The organism is Embleya sp. NBC_00888 (assembly GCF_045207655.1).
Classification (GTDB): domain Bacteria; phylum Actinomycetota; class Actinomycetes; order Streptomycetales; family Streptomycetaceae; genus Embleya.
Window position 1 is genome coordinate 2,336,632 of record NZ_CP108785.1, and the last position, 15,429, is coordinate 2,352,060.

Below are 15,429 nucleotides of genomic sequence, written 5' to 3' on the forward strand. Positions count from 1 at the left end.
CGTTCGCCCGTGTGGCGGGCCCGGAGGTCGGCCGACATCCTTCGCCGCCTCGGGAGAGTCGCCATGCCGTTGTTGATCGCCGCCGTGGTCCTGGTCACCGTGTTGTGTCTGTTGAACCTGCTGCTCACCTTCGGCGTCGTGCGCAGACTGCGCGCGCAAGGCGGGCACGGGCACGGCGGACACGACGCGGACATCACGGACCTGGTGCTGCCGGTGGGCGCGACGGTGCCCGCCTTCACCGCGGTCACCACCGCAGGTGAGACGGTCTCACGGGACGGTTTGGGGGCCGTGCTGTTCGGCTTCTTCTCGCCGGGGTGCCCGGCCTGCGCGGAGCGGCTGCCGCTGTTCGTGAAGGCCGCGCGCGAGGCGGTCGGCGAGGGCCGGCGGGTGCTCGCGGTGGTGCACGGCGACGAGGCGGACACCCGCGAGCAGGTCGCCGCGCTGACCGCGGTCGCGCGGGTCGTGGTGGAGCCGGCCGACGGTCCGTTGGGTCGGGGATTCGCGGTCGCCGGATATCCGGTGTTCGGTTTGCTGGATGCGAATGGCACGGTCACCGCGAGCGGTTTCGACCCGAAAGCCCTTTCCGCACCGGTGCGCACCGCGGCCTGATATGACGGATTCGGCCGGGCGCGAGTGGATTTCGGCAAGATCGTTTATCCGGATGCGTGATTCTCGGGCATGATCATTCTCGGCGGGTAATTTGCTCCCGGCAATCGGGCTATAGTCGTGGAACGCGGAAGCGGTCCCGCGCGAACCTCGATTTATTACCGGAATCAGATATCCACCGGCGGGAATTCGCCGCGCCGGGCGAGCGCGGTTTCGGCCCGTCACGCAAGGAGTGCACGTGTCAGGTTCGTTCATTTTCCGCGGACACCGCGGACCCCGCGGCCACAGCGGACGCCACGGCGTCGCCGGCGCGGCGGTCGCGTTGACCCTGGCGCTGGCCGCCGTGGCGGGTTGCGGGTCCGAAGGAGGGTCGGACGCGGACGCGAATCCGCCCCGGGCGGCGGCCGGTTCACCGTCGGCGGCCTCGACGGCGGCGAGCCCGACCGCGCCGGTGAGTGCGACGGCTCCGGAAGTCCCGACCAGGTCGGCGAGCCCGACGGCGCCGGGGGCCGCCCCGGCCCCGAACTCCCCCGCGCCGCCCGGGCAGGCGGCACCCGGGACCTCGGCGAAGCAGGTCGTGCCGCCCGCCGCCGACGCCCCGTTCGACTACCAGATCGGCGGCCCCTACCCGCCGCCGGCGAACGTGCGTGTGGTGATCCGCGATCGGGGCGCGCGGCCCGAACCCGGGCGGTACAACATCTGCTACGTCAACGCCTTCCAGACCCAGCCGGACGCGCGGGCGTGGTGGGAGAAGGAGCACCCGGACCTGCTCCTGCGCAAGGCCGGCAAGGTGGTGCTGGACGAGGACTGGGGCGAGGCCCTGCTCGACGTGTCCACCGAGGCCAAGCGCGCCAAGCTGATCGCGGTGGTCGGGCCCTGGATCGACGACTGCGCCAAAAGCGGCTTCCAGGCCGTCGAACCCGACAACCTGGACTCCTACAGCCGCTCGGGTGGCCTGCTGACCCTCGAGCACGACGCCGCGTTCGCCCGGCTGCTGACCGGGCGCGCCCATGCCGCGGGCCTGGCCATCGGGCAGAAGAACACCGTCGAACTGGCCGGCCGCCGCGCCGAGATCGGCTTCGACTTCGCGGTCGCCGAGGAGTGCGGCCACTACGACGAGTGCGGCGCCTACGCCTCGGCGTTCGCCAATCGTGTCTTCGTCGTCGAGTACACCCGGGCCGACTTCGACACCGCGTGCCGCGGCTGGGGCGGCAAGGTCTCCGTCGTGCTCCGCGACCGTCAGGTCACCGCACCCGGCAACTCGGCCCACGTATACGCAAGTTGCTGATCCGCCACCGTCGGATCAGCGCACTCGACAACTCGGCACAGGTACGCGTTGCCGATCCTGTGCACGCCGTCGCCGCGCCGGCCCGGGGTTTCCCGGCCGGCGCGGCGACGCCGTCACACCCGGGCGTGGGTGGTGATGTCCTCCTCGAAGAGCTCGACCATGCTCGCGGTCACCGTGGGGCGGGACTGGGCGAGGGCGTCCAGGTAGTCGTCGGTGCCCGCGCCCGGACCCTCGCCGCCGGCGGCCTCGTCGAACAGGTCGCGTTCGAAGGAGGCCTGGGCGGCGATTCGCGCCGCGTGGCCGATGTCGGCGGGCGTGAGCAACTCGCTCGCCGCCACCAGCGCGTCCAGGTCCACGTCCGGACGGGCGGACGCGTACCGGGTCCACATCGCCCGGCGCGCGTCGGCGTCCGGCGTGCCCACCGGGATGATGTAGTCGAACCGGCCGGGCCGCAGGAACGCCGGGTCCAGCGAGCGCACCGAGTTGGTCGCGCAGACCAGCAGCCGGTCGCCGTGTTCGCGGAACGCCGGGATCAGCTTGAGCAGTTCGTTGGTCACCGCGTGCACGGCGCCGGCCCGGGCGTGCCGTACCGGCGCGATCTCCTCGACCTCGTCGATGAACACCACGATGCGCTCCAGCCGGGCCAGCCGCCCGAACGCCTCGCGCAGCGCCGCCGCCAGGTTGCCGCCGTCGGCCAGCCGCGAGGGCAACAACTCCACGAACGGCCAGCCCAGGCGCGAGGCGATGGCCCGGGCGAAGGTGGTCTTGCCGGTTCCGGGCGGGCCGAACAACGCGATCGCGCTGGGCGGTTCCACCCCGTGCCGAAGCGCGCGCTCGGGATCGGCCAACGGCAGCACCACCCGCCGCTCGATCAGGTTCTTCTCCACCTCCATGCCGGCCACCTTCGACCACAGGTCGCCCGGCAACATCCGCCCGCCGAGCCGGTCCAGGGTCTCCGCCGCGTGGTCGTCGACCGGCTCCACCTTCTCGAAGTAGGCGACCGCCGGGCGCCGTTCGTAGCCCGCGTTGCGCAGGCCCTGCTCCCGCGAGTCCTCCTCGGGCAGCACGTAGGCGATCCGCCGCACTCGCTCCTCGACCAGCCTGCGCTCCAGCGCGAGCAACAACGTGCTGGTCAGGCCCAGACCGCGCGCGGCGGGCGAGATGGCGATCCGCATCACCCAGGCCCGCCCCTCGGACACCGTGGCCAGCGCCGCCCCGACCACCGCGCCGTCCCGGCGCGCGACCATCGCGGGCTGCCGTGAGGTCAGCGCGTTGATGCACTCCGACAGCGAGAAGACCGACTCCTGGCCGAGGCCGGTCGTGGTGTCGATGAGGTGCACCACCGCTGCGAGGTCCTCCTCGCGGTAGTCCTGTATGAGCCAGACCATGAACAGCTCCATCCGTGGATCGAGTGCCTCGACGAGTGGCAAACAGTAGGGAGGGTAGCGGTGCCGCGAACGCGTCGTTGTGTACAAATAGACACGCGAACTTGGTCACCGTGCGGATGGACATCCCGCCCCGTAGCTGCGACATGCGAGTCGGTGACACCCAGCGACCACACTCGCCCCACCGGGGCACAATGGCCACGACCTCGTCCGCACCGTCCGGCCCGCCCGGGCCGCCCGATCCCTACGGAGCACACATGACCGTCTCGTCCGTGTCCGGCCCCGCCCACGCGTCCGGTGTCTTCCCGATCGGCGGCGACCTGCCGGTGCGCCGACTCGGGTTCGGCGCGATGCAGCTCACCGGGACCGGTGTCTGGGGCGAGCCCAAGGACCGCCGGGAGGCGATCCGGGTATTGCGCCGCGCCGTCGAACTCGGGGTGAACCTGATCGACACCGCCGACTCGTACGGCCCGTTCGTCAGCGAGCAGCTCATCCGCGAGGCCCTGCACCCGTACGCCGAGGACGTGGTGATCGCCACCAAGGGCGGCTTCGCCCGCACCGGGCCGGGCGAGTGGCACGCGCTCGGCCGGCCCGAGTACCTGCGCCAGCAGACCGAACTGAGCCTGCGGCACCTCGGCCTGGACCGGATCGACCTCTACCAGCTGCACCGGATCGACCCGCGGGTACCGCTCGCGGACCAGCTCGGCGAGCTCGGCCGGCTGCGCGAGGAGGGCAAGATCCGACACATCGGCCTGTCCGAGGTCACCGTCGAGCAACTGCGCGAGGCCCGGGAGATCGTCGAGATCGTCTCCGTGCAGAACCTGTACAACCTGGCCAACCGCAAGGCCGAGGCCGTGCTCGACTACGCGGCGCGGGAGAACATCGCCTTCATCCCGTGGTTCCCGATGGCCACCGGCGAACTCGCCCGCCCGGGCGGACCGTTGGACCAGGCCGCCAAGGAGCACGGCGCGGCGCCGTCGCAGTTGGCGCTGGCCTGGCTGCTGCACCGCTCCCCGGTGATGTTGCCGATCCCCGGCACCTCCAGCGTCGCGCACCTGGAGGAGAACACCGAGGCGGCCGGGATCGACCTGTCCGACGAGCAGTTCGAGGCGCTGTCGGCCGCGGTCTGAGGACCGTCGGTCGGCCCGGCCGGCGCGCGTCCCGTCCCGCCGGACGGGACGCCCCCGCCCGAGCCGGCCGTGACCCGACCACGCCTGCCCGGCCCCGAGGTTCCGGGGCCGGGCAGGCGTGGTCGGGTCGTTCGAGGGCATCCCGGCCATGGACGGCGGCCGGGATGCCCGTTCGGGCGCCTACTGCTGGACGATGGTCAGGTTGGGCACCCAGCTCTCCGGCAGGCTGCCGTGGAAGGCCACCCGCTGCGTGCCGGTGTTCAGCCCCGCGAAGAGCGACGTCGGCAACCGCCACACGTACTGGCCGTTGGTGGTGGAGATCAGCGGCGACGGCGTGATGGACACGAACTGCCATGTTCCGTCCCAGACCGGACCGCTCTGCACGGCCTTGTACAGGTTGCCGTTCTCGAGCATGAAGTCGGCCCCGATCCCCGGGAATCCGTTCGGCACGAGATAGCCGGTGCTCCCGTCGTTGTCCGCGTCGATGAAGACGTGGTGCGTCGTGAACGGCAGTTGGAAGGTCGCCTTGTACTCGGCCTGAGTGGCGGTCAGGGTCGCCGATTGGTTCACGATCGGGCCGCCCACCGGCGGCGGCGGGGTGAGCGAGACCGGCGCCGTGTGTGCGGACACCCGGCCCGTGACGTCCCGGGCGACCACGTCGAAGGAATAGGTGGATCCGGGCGTCAGATCACCCAGATGTGCGGAGATCCGGCCCGCCGGCACCGTCGCCATCCGGGCGTTGTTCTGATAGATGTCGTACGCCTCGACGGCGGCCGACCCCGGCGTCGAGGCGGCCCAGGAGAGCTGCACCGAGGTGGGGCCGCTGACCGTGGCGGTGTACGACCCGGGCACGCCCGGCGGGTTGGCGCCCGGTGCCGAGGTGGTGACGTTCCGAGCCGGGCTCGCGGCCGACAACACCCCCGCGTCGTTGCGGGCGCGAACCGTGAACGTGTATGCCGTGGACGGGTTGAGGTCCTTGGCGATGAACTGCGCGGTGCCGGTGGTCCGATGCGGCACCGAACCGATCTTGACGTTGTTCCGATACACGTCGTAGCCGGCCACCGTGCTCGGGCCCGCGTTCGGCCAGCTCAGTTGCACCGACGTGGCCGAGCCGACGGAGGCGGTGGGCTGCGCCGGGGTCGCCGGGGCGGCGGTCGGGGCGACCTTGGCCGCGGCGAGTTCCGCCGACCAGTAGGAGGCGTCGGGAAGGAGGTCCCACGGGTTCGCGTTGAGCTGGTCGGGCGTGACGTAGACGGTCCCGGCGTTCTTCTGCTTGCTCTGCGCCACGGCGAGCGGCATCTGCGCCGCGGACGTCTCGTAGATCAGGTGCCAGAACTTGGACGGGTCGCTGTCGAGTTCCCACTGCGGTGGGTTGAAGGCCTGGTAGTCGTTGTAGTTGCCCTCGAAGGTGACCTGGATGTCGGCCGCGTCCTCGTAGCACTGCGGGATGTCGATGCCGGGGTTGTCCACCACCAGCGCGCCCGGATGGTTGCGCTTGGTGTAGGCGGTGAGCGCGCGGTACTCGTCGACGTAGGCCTGCGAACCGGTGGTGGGGCCGCATACGTTCTGCCCCTGGTCGAAGAAGATCCCGTCGATGTCGGGGCCGTACAACCGGTACCACTTGTCCACGTCGTGCTGGATCTGGATCCGCCACGCCTCGATGGTCGACTCACCGAGCCGGGTGGTCTTCGGGGGACCGATGGTGTTGGTCCCGAAGTAGCCGGTGTCGACGTAGGCGATCACCTTGCCGCCCGCCTGCCGCACCTTCTGGATCGCGGAGGCGAATACGGCATTCGAGGTGGTCTCGTCGAAGCTGGGGCCGTTGGCGATGTTGACGATGGTCAGCCCAGGCGTGCCCGCACCACTGCCGAGCGTCGCCCAATACTGCTTGCCGCCCGGATCGACGCCGGGGTGGAAGTAGGCCGGGATGCCGATCTGTTGGTTGATCCCGGGACCGGGGTCGGCCTGGGCGGCCGGCGCGGTCGCGACCAGCGACCCGCCGAGCAGTGCGGCCGTCGCGGCGACGGCCGCGGCCCCGCGCGCCCGCCATGAGCGGGCGCGAGAATCCGTGCGCATTCGTACTCCTTCGGGAAAGGGCTGTTTCCGGATGGGACGGTGGCTCACTTCTTGAGAAGGGCGTTGACATCGCTGTTCGCTTGGCCGAGCGCGGACTTGGCGTCGGTCTGCCCGAGCCAGATGCGGTCGACGGCGCTCTGCACGATGTCCAGGATCCGGTCGCCCTGGTCGGTGACCGGAAGTACGAAGGTCTGGCCGGGAGTCTTGACCGGTTCGGTGAAGACCCGCATGTCCCGGCCCGCGGCCTGCTGCGCGGCCTCGGCCTTGACCGAGGAGGAGGTGATCGCCGGGAAGACGACGGCCTCGCCGGCGACGATGTCCTGGCACTCGGTGGAGGCCAGGAACTTCACCCACTGCCAGGCCTCTTCCTTGTGCCTGCCGTTCGCGTAGATCGCGTCGGACAGGCCGTTGATCGGCGTCTTGCGCCCGGCGGGACCGGCCGGCATGCCGGTGAAGGCGACCTTGCCGTCGCTCATGTAGGTCTTGGCCATCCACGAGCCCGCGATGGTCATCGCGGCCTTGCCGGACTGGAGCAACCCGTCCGCGCCGACCGTCGACTGCTTGTCGTACGGCGGCATGTACCCCTTCTTGATGAGCCCGGCAAACCAGTCGAGGGTCTGCACCAGCTTGGGGTCGGTGTAGTTGTACCTGGTGCCGAACGGGTTCTTGTCCACGTACTGGAAGCCGTTGGACGCCGCGAACGGCCCCCAGGAGTCCTGGCCGACCGCGCCGCCCTCGTAGGCGATGGCGAGGCCGTACGTCTTGACCTTGCTCTTGTCGAAGGCCGGGTCCAAGCCGTTGCGGCCGCTCTCGTCGACGGTCAGCACGGCCACGGCGCGGCCGAAGTCGCCGCCGTCCACCGGGTTCCAGTTCCACGCGTCCAGTGCCTGGGGGGTCAGTTGGGCGCGCTGGGCGAGGTCCTTGTTGTAGGCGACGCCCATCGTGCCCCAGTCCTTGGGCAGGCCGTAGCGCTTTCCGTCACGTGTCCACACGTCGGCCAGATTGGGCTGGTACCGGGCCAGGTCCACGCCGTCGCGCTGGATGTAGGAGGTGAGGTCCTGGATCTGGTTGTTCTTCTGGAACTGTGGGAAGTACAGGACGGAATCGGTGAACACGTCCGGCGCGGTACCCGAGACGACCTGCGTGGTCAGGTTCTGCCAGTACTGCGCCCACGCGGTCTGGGTGACCTCGACGCCGATCTTCGGGTTCTTCGCGTGGAAGGCGTCCGCGCACTTCTTGTAGGCGGGCACCTGGTTGTCGTCCCACAGCGAGTACTTGAGCTTCACCGAACCACCGCCGCCACTCCCGGAGGAGCCACTGGAGCCGCAACCGGCGGCCACCAGCACCGCGCTCGCCACCAGGGCGGCGGACTTGACGACGGGCGATCTCAGCGAACGGCGCATGACGGAACGGGACATGGGGATCTCCTCGAGGGGTTCACTTGAGGCCGGTGAAGTTGAGCCCGTTGACGATCCGGCGGCCGAAGACGATCAGCAGGATCAGCATCGGGATCACCGAGAGCGTCGACGCGGCCATCAGGCCGGTCCAGTCGGGGCGGGCGTTGGGCGACTGCTGGAGGAACACGCCGATGCCGGTGGTGAGTACGCGGTTGTCCGGGTCGTTGCCGACCAGGAGCGGCCACAGGTAGTCCTTCCAGGCCCACACCGCGGTGGTCAGCGCGATGGTCAGGATCGGGCCCTTGCTCATCGGCAGCACCACCCGCCGGAAGATCCGCCAGTGGCCGGCGCCGTCGAGCATCGCCGCCTCCTCGATCTCGCGGGGGATCGACATGAAGAACTGGCGCAGGAAGAACACCGTGAACGGGGTCATCAGCAGCGTGGGCGCGACCATGCCGGCGAAGCTGTTCAGCAGGCCCAGGTCCTTGACCATCACGAAGTTGGGCAGCAGCGTGAAGATCGGCGGCACCATCAGCGCGCCGACCACGACCGCGAAGGCGAACTCCCGGCCGCGGAAGCGCAGTCGGGCCAGCGCGTAGCCGGCCATCGCGCAGGACATGGTCTGTCCCACCACGATCGCGGTGGTGTAGATGATCGAGTTGCGGGTGTACAGCAGGAAGTCCAGGTCGGCACCGGACCCGCCGGCCGCCCGACTCTCTTCCACCGAGCCCAGGCCGAGCACCCGCTTGAAGTTGGCGAAGGTGAAGTGCTCGGGCCACAGCGACGTGCTGTCGCTGTAGAGGTGGTTGCCGTCGGTCAGCGCGGTGCGCAACATCCAGTAGAACGGGAACAGCGTGATCAGCAGCGAGATCGCGAGCACCAGCCAGGCCGCCGCGCGGCCGGGGGTGAGCCGCTTGCGGCGCGACTTGCGCCCACTCTCGGGCGCCGGCGCGGCGGGCGCGGCGGCGGGGCGGACCTGCGTGGATGTGGACATGGTCGACTCCTCACGCCAGGTCGGACGAGGAAGCGCGCAGCAGGCGCATCTGGAGATAGGTCAGTCCGCCCAGTACGACCACCAGACACAGCGCCATCGCGGCGGCGTAGCCCATCCGGAAGTGGGTGAACGCCTCCTGGTAGATGTAGTAGTAGGCGACCCGGGTGGCATCGACGGGACCGCCCTTGGTGGTCACCGCGATCGTGTCGAAGATCTGGAACGAGCCGATCACCGAGACCACCATCACCAGGGCCAGGATGGGCCGCAGCAGCGGCAGGGTGATCTTGAAGAACATCCGGATCTCGCCCGCGCCGTCGATCGACGCGGATTCGTACAACTCCCCCGGGATCTGCAACATCCCGGCGTACAGCAGCAGGGCCACGTATCCGGTGCCCGCCCAGATGTTGACCACGGACACACTGGCCAGGGCCTCGTCCGGCGAGGCGAAGAAGCCGTGCGTCTCGCCACCGGCGGAGCCGATCAGGTGGTTGACGAAGCCGAGGTTGGCGTCGAGCATCCACAACCAGATCAGGCCGATGGTCACATTGGGCACCAGCCACGGCACCAGCAGCAGCGCGCGCACCACCACCGATCCGGTCAGCCGCACCATGATCGCGGCGAGCAGGAGCGCGACGCCGATCTGTACGCCGAGGGTGATGAAGACGAAGTACGCGGTGACCTTGAGCGCGTTCCAGAACAGCGGGTCCTCGACGACTTCGGCGTAGTTGTCCGTGCCGACGTAGTTGGGGTCGGCGAGCAGGTTCCAGTCGGTGAGCGAGATCCAGATGCCGCGCCCGGTCGGGTAGAGGTAGAACACCGCGAAGCCGATGAAGGCGGGCAGCAGGAACAGGCCGGCGGCCCGGTTCTCCTTGGCGCGTGCCCGGCCGGCGGTGCGGGTCGGGCGTTTGCCGGCCGGGCTCTTGCGCCGGGTGAGGGTCATGCTCATGAGGCCAGCCTGGGGACCAGGCGCAACGCGTTGTCCGCGTAGACCTTGCGTAGCACGTCCGGTGCCAGGTCCAGCCCGCTGATCGCCCAGCGGCCCATCAGCGGCGGGTCCTGGTTGGAGTGCGGGAAGTGCTCGTCCGCGGTCTCCAGGAAGCGGAAGTGCAGTCGGTAGATGTCCCGGTCGGGCGGAATCTCGTCGGTCCCGAACAGCACCCGGTCGGGGTGGCGCAGGATCAACTCGGTGGTCGCCCGCGGTTGCCTCCCCAACTCCGCGATCCGCGCCGCGATGTCGACGTGGAAGTTGGGGTAGCTGTCCAGCATCCGGCCCACCCATTGCAGGTTCTCCGGGTAGCAGCCCATGTGCACGCCGACGAAGGTGGTGCCCGGGTGCCGCGAGACGGTGGTCTCCAGTGCGTCCACCAGCCGCTCGAAGGTCGGGAAGCGCTCGTCGGCGAACGACCAGTCGGGTCGGGCCAGGAGCAGTTCCAGTCGCTCGTTGTGTTCGTCGATCGGGTCGAAGAAGGCGACCGGGTCCGCGGTGTGGATCCAGATCGGCAGGCCCACCTCGCCGGCGGTCGCCCACAGCGGGTCCAGGCGCGGGTCGTCGACCATCACCAGGGTGCCCGCGTGATCGCGCAGGTGCAGGCCCAGGTCCTTCCAGACCTTGAGTCCGACCGCGCCCGCGTCGGCGGCCTCGCGGATGCCGGCGGCGATCCGCTCGGCGAAGCCGGGGGTGTCCAGTTCGCGCCAGTCCACGTGGCAGAAGGTGGCGAACCGCCCGGGGTGGGCGTGGTCGTAGCGCTCCAGGTTCTCGTCGAGTTCCTTGCCCCAGCGACCGTCGAGGTTGACCATGCCCCGAATGCCCAGCTCGTCCATCATCGCGATCAGCGCGCCGACGTCGGGGACCACCCAGCCGCCGTCCTCGCTGAGCCAGCGGCCCAGGTGGATGTGCGCGTCCACGACCGGGAGCGAGGCCCGCTCGACCTCGTGTGCCCCGACGACCAGCCGCGAGCGCGGGCGGTAGCGCGCCAGCGGCAGGTCCTTCACGTGCGCCGGCACGACGGTTTCGTGGGGGAAGTGCGGGATCATCTCGTCGCTCCCTGTCTGGGTGTCGCGGATCGGTGCCGCGCCCGGCCGCGCCGTACCGGGCGCCGCGCGGGGGTGAAAGACCCGGGGTGAACGGGCCGAAGCGGATGGGGACCCGGGTGAACGGGCCGGGCGCGAAAACTAGTTGCGGATGCCGTCGGGCAGCGCGGCACCGTGCGCGAGGATCAACTCGTCGACCAGGTCCTGGATCTGTTGCAGCGTCAGCGTCGCGGACGCGTTCGGGTCGAGCATCGCCGCGTGGTGGACGTGGTCGCGGCGGCCCTCCAGCGCGGCGCGCACGGTCAGGTCGCCGACGTTGAGGTAGGTGCGGTTGAGCGCGGCCAGTTGCGGGGGCAACGCGCCGACCCGGGTGGGCTGTACCCCGGCCTTGTCGACCAGGCAGGGCACCTCGACGAAGGCGTCGCCGGGCAGGTTGGTGATCAGCCCGTCGTTGACCACGTTGGCGTGCAGCACGCGCGGGGTGCCGGTCTCGGTGGAGTGGATGATCAGCGACGCCAGTTCGTTGCCCGGCTCGATCCGCACCCCCTCGCCCGCGCGCAGGCCGGCCACCAGCGCCTCGTAGGTGTCCAGGTTGTCCTGGAGCCAGTCCAGGTAGGTGCCGATCGGCAGCCGGAACTGCTCCACCTGGTCCTCGTGCGACAGGAACCAGGACAGGTACTCCGAGCCGTGCTCGCTGGACTCGGTGGGGAAGTAGCCGAATCGGCGGTACATCTCCACCCGGACCCGACGCTTCATCTCCGGGTCGGCCTCGATCACCTCGTCCAGGCGCGGGTACAGGTCCTCGCCCCGGTGCTCGAACTTCAGCACGAACGCCTGGTGGTTGACCCCCGCGGTCTGGAAGGAGATCTCCTCCTTGGGGATCCCGACCAGCCCGGCCAGCGTGGCCTCGGTGTCGCGGATGGAGTGACAGACACCGACCACGTTCTTGAAGTCGGTCCCGTCGTGGACCGCGCGCGGGACCATCGACATCGGGTTGCTGTAGTTGATCAGCACCGCGTTCGGACACAGTTCGGCCATGTCGCGGCCGATGCCGACCATCACCGGGATGGTGCGCAACGCGCGGAAGATGCCGCCGATGCCGAGCGTGTCGCCGATGGTCTGGCGCAGGCCGTAGCGGGCCGGGATCTCGAAGTCCAGGTGGGCCGCCTTGACGCCGCCCACCGCGATCTCGTTGATCACGTAGTCGGCGCCGGCCAGCGCCCGGCGGCGGCCCAGGTGCGCCTCGACCCGGGCCCCGACGCCGAGCGATTCGATCATCCAACGGGTCATCTGTTCCGCGGTGTTCAGCCGGTCGACGTCGATGTCGTGCAGCACGACGGTCATCTCGTCGGTCAGTTCGGGGTAGGTCAGCAGGTCGGAGAGCAGGTTCTTGGCGAACGTGATGCTGCCGGCTCCGATGAGCACGATCCTTGCCATGTTCGGGTCACCTCGCTGTGGGCGTCGGGTCGGGCGGGAGGTTGGTCACGGGCGCCGTCACGGGCGCAGGATCGCCTTGACCGGGTGGCTGCCGCCGCGCATCAGGTCGGTGAAGATCTCCGCGCCCGACTCCAGCGGGTAACTGGCGGTCCAGCCCAGGCCCCAGCCGCCGACGAGTTCGGCGGCCCGGGCGAACTCGTCGTCGGTGTAGGCGAACGAGCCGAGCACCCGCTTCTCGGTACGCACCAGCACGGTCGCGTCGAAGCCCGCGCCGGCGTCGGCCAGGCCGAGCCAGATCGCCGCCCCGCCCGGGCGCAGCAGCCGTACCGACTGCTCGTGGGTCTCGCCGGTACCGACCGCGTCGAAGACCACGTCGAACTCGCCGGAGAGCTCGCCGCCGACCGTGGCGGCACCCAACAGGGAGGCCATCCGGCGGCGTTCGGGGGAGCGGTCGGCCACCGCGATGCTCGCGGTGTCCTCGGTCAGCGCGGCCAGCACGCAGACCAGACCGATCGCGCCGGCGCCGATCACGCCGACCCGGGCGCCGGGCGCGACGCCGGCCAGCCGCCAGGCGTGTACCGCGTTGGCCGCCGGTTCCACCACCGCGGCCGCCTCCCAGGACATGTCCTCGGGCAGCTTGTGCAGCGCGGAGCGCGGGACGGCGACCCGTTCGGCGAACGCGCCGGGCAGGTGCACGCCGATGATCCGGCGTTCGCGGCAGACCTGGCGCAGGCCGTTGCGGCACAGGTCACAGGTGCCACAGGACAGGATCGGGTTGACCGTCACCGGGACGCCGTCGTCGGTGACGCCCGCGAACTCGTGGCCCATCACCAGGGGCGGGACCCGAAAGCCCGGGGTGCGCACGCCGTGCAGTTCGCTGCCGCAGATGCCCGCGCTGCGTACGTGGACGAGCACCTCGTCCTCGCCCACCTCGGGTTCGGCGACGTCGTCCATCTCCACGGTCGAGGGGCCGGTGAACACGAGCGCCCTCACCGTCGTGCCCCCTGTGTCGCGCCGTTGCCGGTGCGGTTGCGGTTCACGTGCACTCTCCATCTCGCCCTGGGGCGGGCGTCGTGTCGTTCGTGGGTCGCGGCGGTGTGCGCCCGCGACGGGAGGTCAGCCTCGGTAGGGGTGCGCGGGCAGACCGCGGATCCCGGTCCGGAACGCGAACAACCGGCCGCCCAGCGGTTCCCGGTCGTCGGTCGCGGCGGTGGTCACGTAGAGCACGTCCAGGTCGGCGCCTCCGAACGCGCAGTTCGTGACCCGGCGGGCCGGGACGTACAGGGTCCGGTGCGGTCGGCCGTCGGGGGTGTACCGGCGGACCGCGCCGCCTTCCCACAGGGCGACCCACACGCCGCCCTCGGCGTCCACGGCCAGTCCGTCCGGCCAACCGGCCTCGGCGCCGATCTCGGCGAAGGGTCGGCGGTCGGAGACGGTGCCGGTCCTCGGGTCGTAGTCGCAGACGTCGATCCGCCGGGTCCCGGTGTCCACGTAGTAGACGAGTCGCCCGTCCGGGCTCCAGGCGATCCCGTTGGAGTTGGTCACGTCGGCGAACACCCGTACCGGCTCGGGCCGGTGGCCGGCGTCGGCGCTCGGGTCGAGTCGGTAGAGGGCGCCGGCGCCGGGGGTGTCGTCCTCGGCCTTGGTGCCGGCGAAGAACCGGCCCGCCTCGTCACAGGCCCCGTCGTTCATCCGGTTGCCCGGCCGGTCGGCCTCCACCTCGGCGACCACCCGCACCGTGCCGTCCGGGTCGAGTACGGCGAACCCCTCGCGCACCGCCAGGCCGTAGCCGCCGGCCGCGCGCGGGACCACCGCGCTCACCGGTGTGCCGACGTCGTACCAGCCGTGCTGATCGGTGTCGGGCGCCAGGTAGTGGATCCGGCCCGCCGGGATGTCCACCCACAGGAGGCGGGCGGTGTGCGGGTCCCAGCACGGGCTCTCGCCCAGCACCGCGGCCGGCGGCGACAGCAGGGTCGGCCCCGCCCCCGCGCCGGGGACGGAACCGCCGACGATCATCGGCGGCCCGGCGACGCGTCGGCGTCGACGACCGGGTTGACCAGCACCCCGATGCCCTCGACCTCGGTCTCCAGCACGTCACCCGGCACCAGCCGGCGCGGCGGGTCCATGAACGCGCCGCACCCCCACGGGGTTCCGGTGAGCACCAGGTCGCCGGGTTCGAGGGTGAAGGCCCGCGAGCAGTAGGACAACAACTCGGCGACGCCGAAGACCATCTCGGCGGTCGAGGAGTCCTGCACCGTCTCGCCGTTGACCCGGGTGCGCAGCACCAGCGCCTGCGGATCGGCGATTTCGTCGGGGGTGACCAGAACCGGTCCGAGCGGGCAGAAGGTGTCCAGGCTCTTGCCGCGCACCCATTGGCCGTCGGCGAACTGGAGGTCGCGGGCCGAGACGTCGTTGGCGACGGTGTAGCCGGCGATGGCGGCCATCGCCTCGTCCTTGTCCGCGTGCCGCAGCGTGCGGCCGATCACCACGCCGAGCTCGACCTCCCAGTCGACGTTCCCGGTCAGTTCGGCGTCGATCACGATCGCCTCCCCCGTGCCGATCACGCTGGAGGGGAACTTGGCGAACACCAGTGGGCTCTCCGGCGGTCGCACCCCGGCCTCGCGGATGTGGTCCAGGTAGTTCAGCCCGATCGCGACGATCTTCCCGGGCCGCAGCGGGGCCAGCCGCCGGCCGGCCTCGATCTCTTCCGTCGCGCCGAGCGCCGCGTCGCGCAGCGCCTCGGGACCGGCCGCGACCAGCGCGCCGAGCGTGCCGTCGCCGGGCCCGTCGAGTCGGTACAGCCCGCCGTCCCGCTCGACGACGGCCATCGGCCGGCCCTCGTACTCGACTGTCGCCAGTCTCATTCCCACTCCCCCGTCATTCGTCGTTCCGCCTAGCGGAACGCAATTCCAAGTGGCGTGGTGAGTAAAACAACGGGCCGCCGAAGATGTCAAGAGACCCCCGAACCGGCAACTCTCCGGTTCGGGGGTCTCGGGTAATTCGCTTACCGTGCAGGGAAGTTGGATCACACTGCGTGTCGCTTTCGGGCACTTCGAAACACGCCCGGGTCGAACATTCGCAGCCG

At 70.5% G+C, this 15,429-nt stretch carries 13 protein-coding genes; 3 read left to right on the forward strand and 10 right to left on the reverse strand.

Annotated features, from left to right (window positions below; genetic code table 11):
- Positions 1–63 precede the first annotated feature (63 nt).
- Together OG948_RS44530 and OG948_RS44535 are read left to right on the forward strand one after the other, a co-directional pair.
- Positions 64–609, forward strand: coding sequence for a hypothetical protein (locus OG948_RS44530; protein WP_331770705.1), 546 nt, complete (start codon positions 64–66; stop codon positions 607–609).
- 448 nt (positions 610–1,057) lie between these two features.
- The gene (locus tag OG948_RS44535) at positions 1,058–1,894 is read left to right on the forward strand and encodes an endo alpha-1,4 polygalactosaminidase (protein WP_406300896.1); all 837 of its coding nucleotides are present in this window, start codon (positions 1,058–1,060) and stop codon (positions 1,892–1,894) included.
- Between the two features lie 113 nt (positions 1,895–2,007).
- On the opposite strand, the gene OG948_RS44540 is transcribed toward OG948_RS44535, so the two are convergent.
- The gene (locus OG948_RS44540; RefSeq protein WP_331770707.1) at positions 2,008–3,282 is read right to left on the reverse strand and encodes an ATP-binding protein; all 1,275 of its coding nucleotides are present in this window, start codon (positions 3,280–3,282) and stop codon (positions 2,008–2,010) included.
- 254 nt (positions 3,283–3,536) lie between these two features.
- Between OG948_RS44540 and OG948_RS44545 the strand changes: the two genes are divergently transcribed.
- Positions 3,537–4,409 carry an aldo/keto reductase gene (locus tag OG948_RS44545; protein WP_331770708.1) on the forward strand — a complete coding sequence of 291 codons (873 nt, stop codon included), beginning with the start codon at positions 3,537–3,539 and terminating at the stop codon, positions 4,407–4,409.
- A 180-nt stretch (positions 4,410–4,589) separates the two neighbouring features.
- Here the strand turns inward: OG948_RS44545 and OG948_RS44550 are convergent, their stop codons facing one another.
- The 9 genes from OG948_RS44550 to OG948_RS44590 all read right to left on the reverse strand — a co-directional run bounded on the left by OG948_RS44550 (position 4,590) and on the right by OG948_RS44590 (position 15,208).
- A complete protein-coding gene (locus tag OG948_RS44550) occupies positions 4,590–6,485 on the reverse strand; it encodes a spherulation-specific family 4 protein (RefSeq protein WP_331770709.1) in 1,896 nt (631 codons plus the stop codon).
- Positions 6,486–6,529: 44 nt separating this feature from the next.
- Positions 6,530–7,903, reverse strand: a complete 1,374-nt coding sequence (locus OG948_RS44555) for a sugar ABC transporter substrate-binding protein (RefSeq protein ID WP_331770710.1) — start codon at positions 7,901–7,903, stop codon at positions 6,530–6,532.
- A 19-nt stretch (positions 7,904–7,922) separates the two neighbouring features.
- Positions 7,923–8,876 carry a carbohydrate ABC transporter permease gene (locus tag OG948_RS44560; RefSeq protein ID WP_331770711.1) on the reverse strand — a complete coding sequence of 318 codons (954 nt, stop codon included), beginning with the start codon at positions 8,874–8,876 and terminating at the stop codon, positions 7,923–7,925.
- Between the two features lie 10 nt (positions 8,877–8,886).
- Positions 8,887–9,822: a carbohydrate ABC transporter permease gene (locus tag OG948_RS44565; RefSeq protein WP_406300610.1), complete on the reverse strand. Its 936-nt coding sequence runs from the start codon at positions 9,820–9,822 to the stop codon at positions 8,887–8,889.
- Positions 9,819–10,910, reverse strand: coding sequence for an amidohydrolase family protein (locus tag OG948_RS44570; RefSeq protein WP_331770712.1), 1,092 nt, complete (start codon positions 10,908–10,910; stop codon positions 9,819–9,821). Before OG948_RS44570 ends, OG948_RS44565 begins: the two co-directional genes overlap by 4 nt.
- 138 nt (positions 10,911–11,048) lie before the next feature.
- On the reverse strand, positions 11,049–12,344 hold the full coding sequence (locus OG948_RS44575) for an alpha-glucosidase/alpha-galactosidase (protein ID WP_331770713.1): 1,296 nt from the start codon (positions 12,342–12,344) through the stop codon (positions 11,049–11,051).
- A 57-nt stretch (positions 12,345–12,401) separates the two neighbouring features.
- On the reverse strand, positions 12,402–13,337 hold the full coding sequence (locus OG948_RS44580; RefSeq protein ID WP_331770714.1) for an alcohol dehydrogenase catalytic domain-containing protein: 936 nt from the start codon (positions 13,335–13,337) through the stop codon (positions 12,402–12,404).
- A gap of 123 nt (positions 13,338–13,460) precedes the next feature.
- A complete protein-coding gene (locus OG948_RS44585) occupies positions 13,461–14,360 on the reverse strand; it encodes an SMP-30/gluconolactonase/LRE family protein (RefSeq protein WP_331770715.1) in 900 nt (299 codons plus the stop codon).
- Positions 14,357–15,208, reverse strand: coding sequence for a fumarylacetoacetate hydrolase family protein (locus OG948_RS44590; protein WP_331770716.1), 852 nt, complete (start codon positions 15,206–15,208; stop codon positions 14,357–14,359). Before OG948_RS44590 ends, OG948_RS44585 begins: the two co-directional genes overlap by 4 nt.
- Positions 15,209–15,429 lie beyond the last annotated feature (221 nt).